This window comes from Pseudomonas sp. A014 (assembly GCF_052378495.1).
GTDB lineage: Bacteria > Pseudomonadota > Gammaproteobacteria > Pseudomonadales > Pseudomonadaceae > Aquipseudomonas > Aquipseudomonas machongensis.
In genome coordinates this window covers 5,467,174-5,481,954 of the sequence record NZ_CP199001.1, presented here as the reverse complement: position 1 = coordinate 5,481,954, position 14,781 = coordinate 5,467,174, and the positions used below count along the sequence as shown (strand labels likewise).

The following is a 14,781-nucleotide window of genomic DNA, read 5'->3' as shown; positions in this document are numbered from 1 at the left end:
TAGTGTGCGAATGGGCGCCGTTGTGCGTTGAGCGTCCGCAGCAGCGGACAACGCCCCATCCGAGCCTGACAGGTGAACCTGCTGCAGCGCCCCTCGGACAGGTGGCGGGATGACCACCGCAGCGGGTGGCCATTGGAAAACGGCGAGATTATAGCCGCGCCCGTGTGACACACCCAAGACTTTCTGTCGATTTATCGCGACGATAGTCGATGTTCAATGGAGGCTGACCGGCGGGTCTGCCATCATTACCCCACGTCAGTCAGGCACGTCAGGAGTTGTAATGAATTTCCACACGCGCAAATGGGTAAAACCCGAAGACCTCAATCCCAACGGCACCCTGTTCGGTGGCAGCCTGTTGCGCTGGATCGACGAGGAAGCGGCGATCTACGCCATCGTCCAGTTGGGCAACCAGCGGGTGGTGACCAAGTATATTTCCGAGATCAACTTCGTCAGCGCCTCGCGCCAGGGCGAGATCATCGAGCTGGGTATCACCGCCACCGAGTTCGGTCGCACCTCGATCACCCTGCAGTGCGAAGTGCGCAACAAGATCACCCGCAAGAGCATCCTCACCGTCGACAAGATGGTCTTCGTCAATCTGGGCGAGGATGGCCTGCCGGCACCGCACGGGCGCACCGAGATCAAGTACATCCAGGATCAGTTCCCGGATTCGGCGGTGGAGTAGAGCTGGAAACCGTGCGGCGCACTTCGCGAGCTTGCCCGCGAAGTGCGCGCCATCGTAATCACGGCTGGGCGCTTACCCGTCGCACCACCTTGCCGATTGTCAGCCCCTGCACCAGGATCGACGACAGCACCACGATGTAGGTGATCGACAGCAGCAGGTCGCGTTCGTCGCCCACCGGCAGCGACAGCGCCAGGGCCACCGATACACCCCCGCGCAAGCCTCCCCAGGTCAATACCCGCACCGTGCCACGTGGCACTTCGCGCCAGCGCCGCAGCAAGACGATGGCTGGTGCCACGGTCAACAGGCGCGATGCCAGCACCGCGACCGCAAGCACGCCACCCGCTGCCAGGTGCAGCCAGTTGAACGGCAGCAGCAACAGCTCCAGGCCGATCAGGGCGAAGAGCAGGGCGTTGAGCATGTCGTCGATCAGCTCCCAGAAACCGTCCATGTAACGACGGGTCATGTCGTTCATCGCCAGGTTACGCCCCAGGTTGCCGATGATCAGGCCGGCTACCACCATGGCGATCGGCGCCGACACGTGCAGTTCGTAGCACATGGCCGAGCCGCCGATCACCAGCGCCAAGGTCAGCATCACCTCGACCTGATACTGCTCGATGCTCTTGATCATGCGGTAGGTGGCGTAGCCGATCAGCCCACCGAACACCACGCCGCCTACGGCTTCGCGGGCGAACAGGATGGCGGTGTCGGAAACGCTTGGCGTCTCGCCGAGCTGGATGATGCCCAGCAGCACGGTGAACACCACCACCGCGGTGCCGTCGTTGAACAGCGACTCACCGACGATGGTGGTCTTCAGCGGTTTGGAGGCGTTGGCGGTACGCAGTGCACCGAGCACCGCGATGGGGTCGGTCGGCGAGATCAGCGCGCCGAAGAGCAGGCAGTAGATCAGCGGTACGTCCCAGCCGAACATCGCGAACACCCAGTGGGCGAGATAGCCGATTACCACGGTAGCGATCAGAACGCCGATGGTGGCGAGCAGGCCGATTGGCCAGCGGTAGCTGCGCAGGTCGCCGAGGTTGACGTGCAACGCGCCCGCGAACAGCAGGAACGACAGCATCCAGTGCATCAGCAGGTCATTGAAGTCGATCTGGTTCATCAAGCCTTCGACGCGCTCCTCCAGGCCGGGAAAGCCGATCAGGCTCAGGCCTTGCAGGATCAGTGAGAACAGCAGGGCGGTGACCATCACGCCGATGGCGGGCGGCAGGCCGATGAAACGGTAGTTCACATAGGTGAGGAGGGTGGTGAGGCAGATGAACGCGGCAACTAATTCAAGCATCCTGAATCCTGTGACAATGGCTTCCAAGTCGTAACCCGAACAGCTCGGGCAGTTCTTTGATGGCCTGACGGAGCACTCGGGACACACCTTATGACCGGAATTATCAGGATCGTTCCTCAATTCACGGCTGAAGCGGCCCTGTAGGGGCAACTGTCTGGTTCAACATCTGACGGTCAGCGCATCCCTCTGTAGGAGCGGGCTTGCCCGCGAACACCGGCTTCGCCGGTGCCATGCACCGCGGTGTATTTTTCGCGGGCAAACCCGCTCATACAAGCGCTGTCCGGATCGCGTATATAGTGACTCGAGTCTTGCCTAAGGAACCTCCACGCGTGCTGGCAACTTCCCTCGTCCTGGTCGCGGCCCTGTTGCATGCCACCTGGAACACCCTCATCAAGTTCAGCGCGGAGCGCCTGCTGGTGATCGCCAGCATGGACGCGGTGGCGCTGCTCTTCGCGGTGCTCGCGGTGGCGTTCGTCGAGCCCCCTCCGGCCGCGATCTGGCCGTGGCTGCTGGCCTCGGCGCTGGCCGAGCAGGTCTATCGTGTCCTGCTGATCAAGGCCTACCGGGTCGGTGACCTGGGCCTGGTCTATCCTCTGATGCGTGGATTGTCGCCGCTGGTGGTGCTGGGGCTGACCCTGGCTTTCGCCGGTGAGTCGCTGAGCGGCCAGCAGATCATTGGCATCCTGCTGATCCCCTGCGGCATGGCTTGTCTGCTCTGGCAGGGCGGTGGCGGTGATCGGTTGCCCTGGTCGATGCTGCCGGTGGTGGCGCTGATCGGCCTGTGTATCGGTTGTTACACCTGGTTCGACGGCCAGGCGGTGCGCCTGTGGGGTAAACCGTGGGATTACCTGGTCTGGCTCACTCTGCTGAGTGCCTGGCCGTTCCCGGTGCTGGCGGGCGTGGCCCGACGTGCACCCTTCGTGCTGTTCTGGCGCAGCCAATGGCGACTTGGATTGGCGGTCGGGCTGTGTGTATTGCTGAGTTACGCCCTGGTGTTGTGGGCCATGCATCTGGGGTCGGTGGCGGAGGCGGCGGCGCTGCGGGAGGTCAGTGTGATCCTGGTGGTGCTGTTGGGCATGCGCTACCTCAAAGAACCTTTTGGCGGCCCGAGACTCCTAGCTTGCGGGCTGGTCCTGGCAGGCATGCTGGTGATGAAGCTCTGACCTTTCTGAACGAGGAGCCTGTCCATGACCGTTGCCCTGTGGTGCATCCTGATCGCCCTGGTCCTGCCGCCTTTGTGCGCATTGATTGCCAAAGTCGCCAGTGGCCGTTTTGGCTTGAGCGACAACCATGATCCGCGAGCCTTTCTCGACACGCTCTCGGGCCTGCCTCGGCGCGCCAATGCGGCGCAGCAGAACGGCTACGAGGCGTTTCCAGCCTTTGCCGCAGCGGTGCTGGTGGCGGATATCGTCGGCAACGCCGAGCAGGTGACCCAGGATGTGCTGGCGGTGCTGTATATCACCAGCCGCCTGCTGTACATCATCTGCTACCTGGCGGACTGGGCAGCGTTGCGCTCGCTGGTGTGGTTCGCCGGATTGGCGTTGATCGTGTCGTTGTTCGTCGTATCGGCATGAAGCTATCGCGGGCTTGCCCCGCGATAGCTTAACCATCGATCACGGCACCTTCGGCACTTCAGGCAGCGCAGCCCCCTTGGGCCACAGCATCCAGATCTGCCCCTGCTGTTTCATGTTCCCTGCCAGCTCGCCGGCCTCGGGGCCGGTCCCCCAGAACAGGTCGGCGCGCACCTCGCCGGTGATCGCGCCGCCGGTGTCCTGCGCACCTACCGGGCGCACCACCGGCGAGCCATCCGGTCGGGTGGTGGACAGCCACAGCAGGCTGCCCAGTGGAATCACCTTGGGGTCGATGGCCACGCTGTAGCCTGCGGTCAAGGGCACGTTGAGCGAGCCGCGCGGGCCCTCGTTGCTGTCGGGGCCTGCGGCGAAGAACACATAGCTCGGGTTGCTCGCCAGCAGCTCCGGCACCCGTTGTGGGTTGGCCTGGGCCCAGGCGTGGATGCTGCCCATGGTCACGTCTTCTTTCTTCAACTGGCCCTGGTCCACCAGCCAGCGGCCGATCGGTCGGTAAGGGTGGCCGTTCTGGTCGGCGTAGCCCAGGCGCAGCTGGCGGCCGCTCTCCAGTTGCACGCGACCGGAGCCCTGGATCTGCAGGAACTGCAGGTCCATCGGGTCGGTCAGCCAGGCCAGCACCGGCGCCTTCACACCCTGGCGGTTGATCACTTCGGCGGTGTCGTAGGGCTTGAGCACACGACCTTCGATACGACCGCGAAGGCGTTTGCCCTTGAGCTCCGGGTATACGCTGGCCAGGTCGACCACGATCATGTCGTCGGGAGGGCCATAGACGGGGACCTGGGCTTGTGCGGTGCGCGTCAGGCTGCCTGGGTAGACCGGTTCGTAGTAACCGGTGATCAGGCCGTTGGCGTTGTTCTCGGCGGAGCGCAGGCCGTAGACCTGCAGGTTCTGTTGCAGGAAGGCACGTACCTGGGCGGGATCGCCCGGCACCGCAGCCGCCGCGCTGCACGTCGCAGCCCAGACCGGGTCGCGCTTGAGTTTCTCGCAGCCGTTGCGCCAGGCCTGGAAGCCAGCGACCAGGTCGCTGTCAGTGACGCTCGGCAAATCTTGCCAGGTGGCACCGGCATAGGTGGCGATGGCGTGCGGCTCGGGCTTGGTGCCCTCGCCGCCGTTGCAGCCGGCCAGCAGGGCCAAGGCCGGGAGCACCCAGGCGAGAGGGCGCAAAGCAGATTTCATAAGCGGGGTCCTGTTACGGGCGGAGATGAACATTCGCCCTTGTCTTTTGTGTGGCTATTGGTCTTTGCCCGACGGGCGGCGATACTGGCGGCCCGTTCATGCAGGCCGAAGAGACCGTGATGTTCAAGCGATTGACCGTAGTGCTGCTCGCCACCCTGACCCTGACCGCTTGCGAGCGTATCGATCCGAACTCGCCATTGGGCCAGCGCAAGGCAATCTTCAAGGACATGCTCAAGACCAGTGAAGACCTGGGCGGCATGTTGCGCGGCCGCTTGCCGTTCGATGGGGCGAGGTTCGCCGAAGGGGCGGTAAAGCTCGATACCCTGGCCCACGAACCCTGGCAGCACTTCCCGCAGGCTCGTGACGGGGGAGATAGCAGCGCCCGGCCTGAGGTCTGGGAGCGCCAGGCGCGTTTTCATGACCTGGCCCGCCAGCTCGAGAGCGTTACCGGCGAGCTGGTCGGTGTGACCCGCAGCCAGCCATTGGATGCTGCTGGGCTGAAGGTACCGATGGACCGCGTCGAGGCTGCGTGCAAGGCCTGTCATACCGAGTTTCGCAATCATTGATGATCTGCGGTGCCCTGTGTGAGAGCGACCGCGTTTGCCGTTGGCCTCAGCGCTCCAGTTCGTCGACCGCTTCCTGAAGTTCCTTCTTGGCGTCGGCGAGCTTTTCCTTGCGCTTGTTGATCTTCTCCGAGTCGCCCTTCTTCATGGCCTTGTCCAGGTCCTTGGTGCGCTGGTTCACCTCATGCCGGGCGTCGAGCACCTTCTGCTCGCGCTCCTTGCGCAGGCTGCTATCGGTGCAGTTGGCCGTGACTTCGCTCAGGGCTTTTTCCAGGCCTGCGACCTGGGCACTGTTGTTGTGCGCGCGGGCTTCGCTCAACTGGTTTTCGATGGCGCTGCGCTTGGCGGCGCAGCCGGTCAGGCCGGGCTCGGGCTGGGCGGCCTGCAGGGGACCGGCGGCCAGGCCGACGGCAGCCAGCAGAACGAGCGTGGAAACTGATTTCATGAACTAGAGCCTCTTTTCGGGGCAGGGCGGCAAAAAGGGAAATCCTGCCCTGATTTTGCCCATTTGGAAACCGCAATGGACTGATCGCTGGCAAGATGAGGAAAGTGCCCACGTAATCAGTGCATTACACGGACTTGCAGTAATTTCTGGAAACGAAAAAGCCCCTGTCGATCACTCGCCAGGGGCTTTTGTCAGGCCGGGTGCTTACAGGCCGGCGGCGTCGCGCAGGGCGGCGGCGCGGTCGGTGCGCTCCCAGGTGAAGGTGGTGAAGGTGTCGTCACCCACGGTCTTCTGCTGCGGCTCACGGCCGAAGTGACCGTAGGCAGCGGTCTCCTGGTACATCGGGTGCAGCAGGTCGAGCATGGTGGTGATCGCGTAGGGGCGCAGGTCGAAGCACTCGCGCACCAGCTGGATGATCTTGTCGTCGGACACCTTGCCGGTACCGAAGGTGTTGATCGAGATGGAGGTCGGCTGGGCTACGCCGATAGCGTAGGAGACCTGGATCTCGCAACGTTCGGCCAGGCCTGCAGCGACGATGTTCTTGGCCACGTAGCGACCGGCGTAGGCGGCGGAGCGGTCGACCTTGGACGGGTCCTTGCCGGAGAACGCGCCACCACCGTGACGGGCCATGCCGCCGTAGGAGTCGACGATGATCTTGCGGCCGGTCAGGCCGCAGTCGCCCACCGGGCCGCCGATGATGAAGTTGCCGGTCGGGTTGATGTGGTACTGGGTGCCCTTGTGCAGCAGTTCGGCCGGCAGGGTGTGCTTGACGATCAGCTCCATCACCGCTTCCTGCAGGTCTTTCTGCGACACTTCAGGGTTGTGCTGGGTCGACAGGACCACCGCGTCGATACCGACCACCTTGCCGTTCTCGTAGCGGCAGGTGACCTGGGACTTGGCGTCCGGGCGCAGCCACGGCAGCAGCTTGGACTTGCGCGCTTCGGCCTGACGCTCGACCAGACGGTGCGAGAAGCAGATCGGCGCAGGCATCAGCACTTCGGTTTCGTTGCTGGCGTAGCCGAACATCAGGCCCTGGTCGCCTGCGCCCTGGTCTTCCGGCTTGGAGCGGTCGACGCCCTGGGCGATGTCCACCGACTGCTTGCCGATGATGTTCATCACGGCGCAGGTGGCGCCATCGAAGCCGACGTCGGAGCTGTTGTAGCCGATGTCGATGATGACCTTGCGCACCAGGTCTTCCAGATCGACCCAGGCCGAGGTGGTGACTTCGCCGGCGATGATGGCGACACCGGTCTTGACTAGGGTTTCACAGGCTACGCGGGCGTATTTGTCCTGGGCGATGATGGCGTCCAGGACCGCGTCGGAAATCTGGTCGGCGATCTTGTCCGGATGCCCTTCGGACACGGACTCGGAAGTGAAAAGGGAGTATTCGCTCATCTCGAGGGGTTCCTAAAATTTACCGATGTGTGTGTCGCCAGCGGCCCGCTGGAAATGGCGGACCTGAATCTGGAAACCGTTACGCAAGCCAACATAGAGGCTGTCCCCTGGGGTCAGCCCCGCAGCATTGGCCCAACGGGCCAGGTCGTCCTGCTCGAAGCCCAGCCAGAGGTCGCCGCAGGCGTCCCGCGCCCACCCCTGGTCATGGCTGCACAGCTCGGTGACCAGCAGGCTGCCGCCCGCCTTCACCCGTTTGGCCAGCAGGCGCAAGGCCAGGGCCGGGTCGCTGAAATGGTGCAGGACCATGTTCAGCACAACGCAGTCGGCTTCCACATCCGTTGCACCCAGTGCATCGGCCAACTGCAGGATTACATTATCCAGGCCTTCACGTTCGCAGACCTGGCGCGCCAGCTCGAGCATGGTCGGGCTGTTGTCCATCGCCGTGACCTGGGCGAAGCGCTGTGCCAGGTCGGGCAGGAAGCCGCCATCGCCGGGGCCAACCTCCAGGGCGCTGGCGTCGCTGCCAAAGCTCAGCTTGTCGAGCAGGGACAGCAGGCTTTCGCGGTATTGCGGCACGCCGGCGATCAGGTCCTGCTGGGCACGGAATTTTTCTTCGACGCGCTGGAAAAAGTCTTGGCTGGTGGCCGCGCGGCGCTGCTGCACCTGGGCAATACGCGCCTGCACGTCGTCCGGCAGGGCCAGTTCGTCGATTTCTTCGAGCAGGGCCGCATGCAGGCGTCCGCCCTGGCGCAGGCTGTCGGGCAGGGCGCGGCGATAGAAGATCGCATTGCCTTCACGGCGCGTGGCCACCAGTTCGGCCTGGGCCAGCACCTTGAGGTGGTGGCTCATGCCGGACTGGCCGATGTCGAAGATCTGCGCCAGCTCCAGTACGCCGAACGAGTCGCTGGCCAGGGCGCGCAGGACATTCAGGCGCAGCGCATCGCCACTGGCCTTGCACAGGGCAGCCAGTGCGTCGCTTTGCTGGGGTATCGCTTGCGCACGCAGGTTCATGGGGCGGCAGTCTAGACAGGCATCGTTGCCCTGGCAAGGCAATATCAAAAAGTTTTGATATTGCCTGATGGATGGCTGATGCCTGCCTCCGGGAGGCGTGTGGGTGGGTTCACTCGCGCAAAGCATGACGCCGGTCCCACGTTTTTTACCCGAAGTGCCACCCAATCACAGGAAAAATCCCCGACTGCGACCATCCGTCATTGCCCCGAAGGCCCCCAGTGGGCGAAAATGGCCGCCTTTTTTCGTTTCACCACTTATTCAAGCCTCAGGAGATAAGCGATGCCCAGCCGTCGTGATCGTGCCAACGCCATTCGTGCCCTCAGCATGGATGCCGTGCAAAAGGCCAACAGCGGCCATCCAGGTGCCCCCATGGGCATGGCGGATATCGCCGAAGTGCTTTGGCGCGACTACCTCAAGCACAACCCGAGCAACCCGAATTTCGCCGACCGTGACCGCTTCGTGCTGTCCAACGGCCATGGCTCGATGCTCATCTATTCGCTGCTGCACCTGACCGGCTACGACCTGTCCATCGATGACCTGAAGGCGTTCCGCCAACTGCACAGCCGTACCCCGGGCCACCCGGAATATGGCTACACCCCAGGCGTCGAGACCACCACTGGCCCGCTCGGCCAGGGCATCGCCAACGCGGTCGGTTTCGCCCTCGCCGAGAAAGTGCTGGCAGCGCAATTCAACCGTGAAGGCCACCATATCGTCGACCACAACACCTACGTGTTCCTGGGCGATGGCTGCATGATGGAAGGTATTTCCCACGAAGTCGCCTCGCTGGCCGGCACCCTGGGCTTGAACAAGCTGGTCGCCTTCTACGACGACAATGGCATCTCCATCGACGGCGAAGTCCACGGCTGGTTCACCGACAACACCCCGGCGCGCTTCGAAGCCTACAACTGGCAGGTCATCCGCAACGTCAACGGCCACGACGCCGAAGAAATCAAGATGGCGATCGAGACCGCGCGCAAGAGCGACCGTCCGACCCTCATCTGCTGCAAGACCATCATCGGTTTCGGCTCGCCGAACAAGCAGGGCAAGGAAGACTGCCACGGCGCGCCGCTGGGCAACGACGAAATCGCCCTGGCCCGCAAGGAACTGAACTGGAACCACGGCCCGTTCGAAATCCCGGCCGACATCTACGCCGAGTGGGACGCCAAGGAAGCCGGTGCCAAGGCCGAAGCCGAGTGGAACCAGCGCTTCGACGCCTACGCCAAGGCCTTCCCTGAACTCGCCGCCGAGTTCAAGCGCCGCGCTGCTGGCGACCTGCCGGCCGACTTCGCCGAGAAGGCCCAGGCCTACATCAATGAAGTCGCCGCCAAGGGCGAGACCATCGCCAGCCGCAAGGCCAGCCAGAACACCCTCAACGCCTTCGGCCCGCTGCTGCCCGAGTTCCTCGGTGGTTCGGCGGACCTGGCCGGTTCCAACCTGACCCTGTGGAAAGGGTGCAAGGGTGTCGAGGCCAATGACGCCAGCGGCAACTATGTGTTCTACGGCGTGCGCGAGTTCGGCATGACCGCCATCATGAACGGCGTGGCCCTGCACGGCGGCCTGGTGCCTTACGGCGCCACCTTCCTGATGTTCATGGAATATGCCCGCAACGCGGTGCGCATGTCGGCCCTGATGAAGCAACGCGTCATCCACGTCTACACCCACGACTCCATCGGTCTGGGCGAAGACGGCCCGACCCACCAGCCGATCGAGCAACTGACCAGCCTGCGCAGCACGCCGAACCTGGACACCTGGCGTCCGGGTGACGCGGTCGAGTCGGCCGTTTCCTGGAAAGCCGCCCTCGAGCGCAAGGACGGCCCTTCGGCGCTGATCTTCTCGCGTCAGAACCTGCAGCACCAGGAGCGCAGCGCCCAGCAGATCGCCGACATCGCCCGTGGCGGCTACGTGCTCAAGGACTGCGCCGGCGAGCCTGAGCTGATCCTGATCGCCACCGGTTCCGAAGTGGGCCTGGCGGTCCAGGCGTTCGACAAGCTCAGCGAGCAGGGCCGCAAGGTCCGCGTCGTGTCGATGCCAAGCACCAGCGTGTTCGACGCCCAGGACGCTGCCTACAAGCAGTCGGTACTGCCGTTGGAAGTCGGTGCGCGTATCGCCATCGAAGCTGCCCATGCCGACTTCTGGTACAAGTACGTCGGCCTCGAAGGCCGCGTCATCGGCATGACCACCTACGGCGAATCGGCCCCGGCCGCCGCGCTGTTCGAGGAGTTCGGCTTCACCCTGGAGAACATCCTGGGTACCGCCGAAGAGCTGCTGGAAGACTGATGTAACGATCTGCGGGCGGTGTCGCCCTTGTTCGCGGGCAAGCCCGCTCCCACAGAGGTTGCAATTGACCTTGTGGGAGCGGGCTTGCCCGCGAATGCCGCACCGCAAATCCTGCAGACTGACGACAATCGATCTGTTTCGTGAGCGCTGAATGTCCCACCCTCGTCCCTACAAAGTTGCACTCAACGGTTACGGCCGCATCGGCCGCTGTGTCCTGCGCGCACTGTTCGAGCGGGGGGCGAAGGCCGGTTTCGAGATCGTTGCGTTGAATGACCTGGCCGACCAGGCCAGCCTGGAGTACCTGACGCGCTTCGACTCCACCCACGGGCGGTTCCCCGGCGAGGTGAGAGTTGACGGCGACTGTCTGCATATCAATGGCGACTGCGTGAAAGTCATGCGCAGTGCCACCCCTGAAGGCATCGACTGGGCCGCGCTGGGCATCGACCTGGTGCTGGAGTGCTCCGGTGCCTACAACACCCGCGCCGATGGCCAGCGTTTTCTCGAAGCCGGTGCGCCGCGCGTGCTGTTCTCGCAGCCGATGGCCAGCGAGGCGGACATCGATGCCACGGTGGTCTACGGTATCAACCAGCATCGCCTGACCGGCGACGAACTGCTGGTCTCGAACGCCTCCTGCACCACCAACTGCGGCGTGCCGCTGCTGCGCGTGCTGGACCAGGCTTTCGGCATCGAGTACGTGCAGATCACCACCATCCACTCGGCGATGAACGACCAGCCGGTGATCGACGCCTACCACCACGAAGACCTGCGCCGTACCCGTTCGGCGTTCCAGTCGGTGATCCCGGTGTCCACTGGTCTGGCGCGCGGCATCGAGCGCCTGTTGCCGGAACTTGCCGGGCGAATCCAGGCCAAAGCGGTACGCGTGCCGACCGTCAACGTCTCGTGCCTGGACATCACCCTGCAGACTGCCCGTGACACTACGGCTGCCGAGGTCAACCGGGTGCTGCGCGAGGCGGCGCTGGACGGCCCGCTCAAAGGCCTGCTGGCCTACACCGAACTGCCCCATGCCAGCTGTGATTTCAACCATGACCCGCATTCGGCCATCGTCGATGCCAGCCAGACCCGCGTCTCAGGCCCCCGCCTGGTGAACCTGCTGGCCTGGTTCGACAACGAATGGGGGTTCGCCAACCGTATGCTCGACGTTGCCGAACATTATCTGCACGTCGTCCACCAAACCCGCAGCAAACAGCCCTGAAGGACTGCATTCATGACCGTGTTGAAGATGACCGACCTCGACCTGCAAGGTAAGCGCGTACTGATCCGCGAAGACCTCAACGTGCCTGTGAAGGACGGTGTGGTAACGAGCGATGCGCGTATCCTGGCTGCGCTGCCGACCATCAAGCTGGCCCTGGAAAAGGGTGCTGCGCTGATGGTCTGCTCGCACCTGGGCCGCCCGACCGAGGGCGAGTTCTCCCAGGAAAACAGCCTCAAGCCGGTCGCCGACTACCTGAGCAAGGCCCTGGGCCGTGCGGTGCCGTTGGTCGCCGACTATCTCGACGGCGTCGAGGTCAAGGCCGGTGAGGTGGTGCTGTTCGAAAACGTACGCTTCAACAAGGGCGAGAAGAAGAACGCCGACGAGCTGGCGCAGAAGTACGCCGCCCTGTGCGACGTGTTCGTCATGGACGCCTTCGGCACCGCCCACCGCGCCGAGGGTTCCACCCACGGTGTGGCCAAGTTCGCCAAGGTCGCCGCTGCTGGCCCGCTGCTGGCGGCCGAGCTGGACGCCCTGGGCAAGGCCCTGAAGGCGCCGGCCAAGCCCATGGCGGCCATCGTTGCCGGCTCCAAGGTCTCGACCAAGCTCGACGTGCTCAACAGCCTGTCGACCGTCTGCGACCAGCTGATCGTCGGCGGCGGCATCGCCAATACCTTCCTCGCCGCGGCCGGTCACCCGGTCGGCAAGTCGCTGTACGAGCCTGACCTGGTCGAGACCGCCAAGGCCATCGCCGCCAAGGTCAGCGTACCGCTGCCGGTCGATGTGGTCGTTGCCAAGGAGTTCGCCGAGAGCGCCGAAGCCACCGTCAAGGCTATTGCTGACGTGGCCGCCGACGACATGATCCTCGATATCGGCCCGCAGACCGCCGCCAATTTCGCCGAGCTGCTGAAGTCGTCGAAGACCATCCTGTGGAACGGCCCGGTCGGTGTGTTCGAGTTCGACCAGTTCGGCAACGGCACTAAAGTGCTGGCCAAGGCCATCGCCGAAAGCGCCGCGTTCTCCATCGCGGGTGGTGGCGACACCCTGGCGGCCATCGACAAGTATGGCGTCGGGGCTGATATCTCCTACATTTCTACCGGTGGCGGTGCGTTCCTCGAATTCGTCGAGGGCAAGGTCCTGCCTGCCGTGGCAATCCTGGAAGAACGGGCCAAGGCCTGATAGTGACGGCGCCTGGCAAAGGGAGCGACCTGATGGTCAAGCAATTGCCTGTGATGATCGTGGCCTTGTTGCTGGGTGCCTGCTCCAGTGGCGGCGCCCCGCAAAGCGAGCCCGCCGGCGAGCCAAAGGGCGGCTGTTACCAGTCGCAGTGGCAGGCGGAGACGGTACCGGTGATCAACAAGCGCCTGGGGCCGGACGGGCTTGAGAAGTACGACGAAGAACACCAGCGCAAGGCGCCTGGCTGCCCTTGATCGGACAGCGGGCAACCGATGGGCTGTTTTGTGGTCTTGAACAGAAGGTCACACCCTGGCCTCGAAGCGAGGATACTCAATGAAAGCGCTGCTGGCCGTACTGGCCCTGGCGACCCTGGCAGGCTGCTCCTTGCTGCAACCGTCGCAACCTGCCGCGACGGACAACTGGACCCGCTGGGTCTGCGACAGCCAGGCCGAAGTGCTGTGGCGCTTCGCCGACACCTCGCAGCCGTCGGTCGACGTTCGCCTCGGCGGCGCTGACCAGGTCTACCGGCTCAAGGCCGAGCCCGGCGCCTCGGGCGCGCTGTACAGCGATGGCGTGCTTGCCTTCCACACCAAGGGTAATGAAGGCCTGGTGTACTGGGAAGCGACCAACGATCTGATTGGGCGGGGCTGCAAGGCACCGTGATTGGCCGGACCGCGACGGTGGTCCACAACTACTTGAACAGCAACCGCCCCTGCGGCAGGCTTGCACGAAACAACGACGCTTGTCGGGAGAGAGATACACAATGGCACTCATTAGCATGCGCCAGATGCTGGACCACGCCGCCGAGTTCGGCTACGGCGTTCCAGCTTTCAACGTCAACAACCTCGAGCAGATGCGCGCCATCATGGAAGCCGCCGACAAGACCGACTCTCCGGTCATCGTCCAGGCCTCCGCCGGTGCTCGCAAGTACGCCGGTGCTCCCTTCCTGCGTCACCTGATCCTGGCGGCGATCGAAGAATTCCCGCACATCCCGGTGTGCATGCACCAGGACCACGGCACCAGCCCTGACGTGTGCCAGCGCTCGATCCAGCTGGGCTTCAGCTCGGTAATGATGGACGGCTCGCTGCGTGAAGACGGCAAGACCCCGTCCGACTACGAATACAACGTGCGCGTCACCCAGCAGACCGTGGCATTCGCCCACGCTTGCGGTGTATCGGTGGAAGGCGAGCTGGGTTGCCTGGGCAGCCTGGAAACCGGCCAGGCCGGTGAAGAAGACGGCGTCGGCGCCGAAGGCATCCTGGACCACAGCCAGATGCTGACCGACCCGGAAGAGGCTGCCGACTTCGTCAAGAAGACCCAGGTCGATGCCCTGGCCATCGCCATCGGCACCAGCCACGGCGCCTACAAGTTCACCAAGCCGCCTACCGGCGACATCCTGGCGATCGACCGCATCAAGGCGATCCACCAGCGTATCCCCAACACTCACCTGGTGATGCACGGTTCCTCGTCGGTTCCGCAGGACTGGCTGGCGATCATCAACGAGTTCGGCGGCGACATCAAAGAGACCTACGGCGTGCCGGTCGAAGAGATCGTCGAAGGCATCAAGCACGGCGTGCGCAAGGTCAACATCGACACCGACCTGCGTCTGGCGTCCACTGGCGCGATTCGTCGCTTCCTGGAGCAGAACAAGTCCGAGTTCGACCCGCGCAAGTACTTCGCCAAGACCGTCGAAGCCATGCGTGACATCTGCATCGCGCGTTACGAAGCCTTCGGTACCGCTGGCAACGCGTCGAAGATCAAGCCGGTTTCGCTGGATGAGATGTACCTGCGTTACGCCAAGGGCGAGCTGGCCGCAAAGGTCAACTGATCCGCTGATAGCCCAGAAGAACCCGCAGAAATGCGGGTTTTTTTATGGCCGGACGGTGGCAGATACGCGAAAGCCAAGGCGCGCTGACCATTAGTCGGCTATTTTCACTTTAACCATTGATAGCGAACTGATTGC

Annotated in this window: 15 protein-coding genes and 1 riboswitch; of the genes, 10 read left to right on the top strand and 5 right to left on the bottom strand. The window is 63.7% G+C overall.

Going from position 1 to position 14,781, the window contains the following annotated elements; all coding sequences use genetic code 11:
* Positions 1 to 5: 5 nt before the first annotated feature.
* Positions 6 to 101: riboswitch (S-adenosyl-L-homocysteine riboswitch) on the bottom strand.
* A 179-nt stretch (positions 102 to 280) separates the two neighbouring features.
* Entirely contained in the window at positions 281 to 682 is a 402-nt protein-coding gene (locus ACTYOL_RS25385) for an acyl-CoA thioesterase (RefSeq protein WP_054894823.1), read from the top strand.
* A 58-nt stretch (positions 683 to 740) separates the two neighbouring features.
* Here the strand turns inward: ACTYOL_RS25385 and ACTYOL_RS25380 are convergent, their stop codons facing one another.
* Positions 741 to 1,976 carry a cation:proton antiporter gene (locus ACTYOL_RS25380; RefSeq protein WP_065863852.1) on the bottom strand — a complete coding sequence of 412 codons (1,236 nt, stop codon included), beginning with the start codon at positions 1,974 to 1,976 and terminating at the stop codon, positions 741 to 743.
* Between the two features lie 329 nt (positions 1,977 to 2,305).
* On the opposite strand from ACTYOL_RS25380, the gene ACTYOL_RS25375 reads away from it, so the two are divergent.
* Together ACTYOL_RS25375 and ACTYOL_RS25370 are read left to right on the top strand one after the other, a co-directional pair.
* On the top strand, positions 2,306 to 3,139 hold the full coding sequence (locus tag ACTYOL_RS25375) for an EamA family transporter (protein WP_444757272.1): 834 nt from the start codon (positions 2,306 to 2,308) through the stop codon (positions 3,137 to 3,139).
* 24 nt (positions 3,140 to 3,163) lie between these two features.
* Positions 3,164 to 3,550, top strand: a complete 387-nt coding sequence (locus tag ACTYOL_RS25370; protein WP_054894820.1) for an MAPEG family protein — start codon at positions 3,164 to 3,166, stop codon at positions 3,548 to 3,550.
* Positions 3,551 to 3,589: 39 nt separating this feature from the next.
* Here ACTYOL_RS25370 and mltA read toward each other — a convergent pair whose 3' ends face one another.
* On the bottom strand, positions 3,590 to 4,741 hold the full coding sequence (gene mltA / locus ACTYOL_RS25365) for a murein transglycosylase A (protein ID WP_444757271.1): 1,152 nt from the start codon (positions 4,739 to 4,741) through the stop codon (positions 3,590 to 3,592).
* Positions 4,742 to 4,860: 119 nt separating this feature from the next.
* On the opposite strand from mltA, the gene ACTYOL_RS25360 reads away from it, so the two are divergent.
* A complete protein-coding gene (locus ACTYOL_RS25360) occupies positions 4,861 to 5,307 on the top strand; it encodes a c-type cytochrome (RefSeq protein WP_200602778.1) in 447 nt (148 codons plus the stop codon).
* Positions 5,308 to 5,353: 46 nt separating this feature from the next.
* Here ACTYOL_RS25360 and ACTYOL_RS25355 read toward each other — a convergent pair whose 3' ends face one another.
* From ACTYOL_RS25355 to ACTYOL_RS25345, 3 genes are all read right to left on the bottom strand, one after another.
* Positions 5,354 to 5,749, bottom strand: coding sequence for a DUF1090 domain-containing protein (locus ACTYOL_RS25355; protein WP_054894818.1), 396 nt, complete (start codon positions 5,747 to 5,749; stop codon positions 5,354 to 5,356).
* 204 nt (positions 5,750 to 5,953) lie between these two features.
* The gene (gene metK / locus ACTYOL_RS25350) at positions 5,954 to 7,144 is read right to left on the bottom strand and encodes a methionine adenosyltransferase (RefSeq protein ID WP_054894817.1); all 1,191 of its coding nucleotides are present in this window, start codon (positions 7,142 to 7,144) and stop codon (positions 5,954 to 5,956) included.
* 12 nt (positions 7,145 to 7,156) lie between these two features.
* Positions 7,157 to 8,155 carry a metalloregulator ArsR/SmtB family transcription factor gene (locus ACTYOL_RS25345; protein ID WP_065863846.1) on the bottom strand — a complete coding sequence of 333 codons (999 nt, stop codon included), beginning with the start codon at positions 8,153 to 8,155 and terminating at the stop codon, positions 7,157 to 7,159.
* Positions 8,156 to 8,434: 279 nt separating this feature from the next.
* Between ACTYOL_RS25345 and tkt the strand changes: the two genes are divergently transcribed.
* The 6 genes from tkt to fba all read left to right on the top strand — a co-directional run bounded on the left by tkt (position 8,435) and on the right by fba (position 14,646).
* Positions 8,435 to 10,432 (top strand): transketolase, encoded by a 1,998-nt coding sequence (gene tkt / locus ACTYOL_RS25340; protein WP_444757270.1) that lies wholly within the window; start codon positions 8,435 to 8,437, stop codon positions 10,430 to 10,432.
* A gap of 151 nt (positions 10,433 to 10,583) precedes the next feature.
* Positions 10,584 to 11,645 (top strand): erythrose-4-phosphate dehydrogenase, encoded by a 1,062-nt coding sequence (gene epd, locus ACTYOL_RS25335; protein ID WP_153774251.1) that lies wholly within the window; start codon positions 10,584 to 10,586, stop codon positions 11,643 to 11,645.
* 12 nt (positions 11,646 to 11,657) lie between these two features.
* Positions 11,658 to 12,821: a phosphoglycerate kinase gene (locus ACTYOL_RS25330; protein WP_063546513.1), complete on the top strand. Its 1,164-nt coding sequence runs from the start codon at positions 11,658 to 11,660 to the stop codon at positions 12,819 to 12,821.
* Positions 12,821 to 13,072, top strand: coding sequence for a hypothetical protein (locus ACTYOL_RS25325; protein WP_371105668.1), 252 nt, complete (start codon positions 12,821 to 12,823; stop codon positions 13,070 to 13,072). Before ACTYOL_RS25330 ends, ACTYOL_RS25325 begins: the two co-directional genes overlap by 1 nt.
* A gap of 79 nt (positions 13,073 to 13,151) precedes the next feature.
* Positions 13,152 to 13,481, top strand: coding sequence for an MliC family protein (locus tag ACTYOL_RS25320; RefSeq protein WP_444757269.1), 330 nt, complete (start codon positions 13,152 to 13,154; stop codon positions 13,479 to 13,481).
* Between the two features lie 100 nt (positions 13,482 to 13,581).
* Positions 13,582 to 14,646 carry a class II fructose-bisphosphate aldolase gene (gene fba, locus ACTYOL_RS25315; protein WP_009399343.1) on the top strand — a complete coding sequence of 355 codons (1,065 nt, stop codon included), beginning with the start codon at positions 13,582 to 13,584 and terminating at the stop codon, positions 14,644 to 14,646.
* The last annotated feature ends 135 nt before the right edge of the window (positions 14,647 to 14,781 follow it).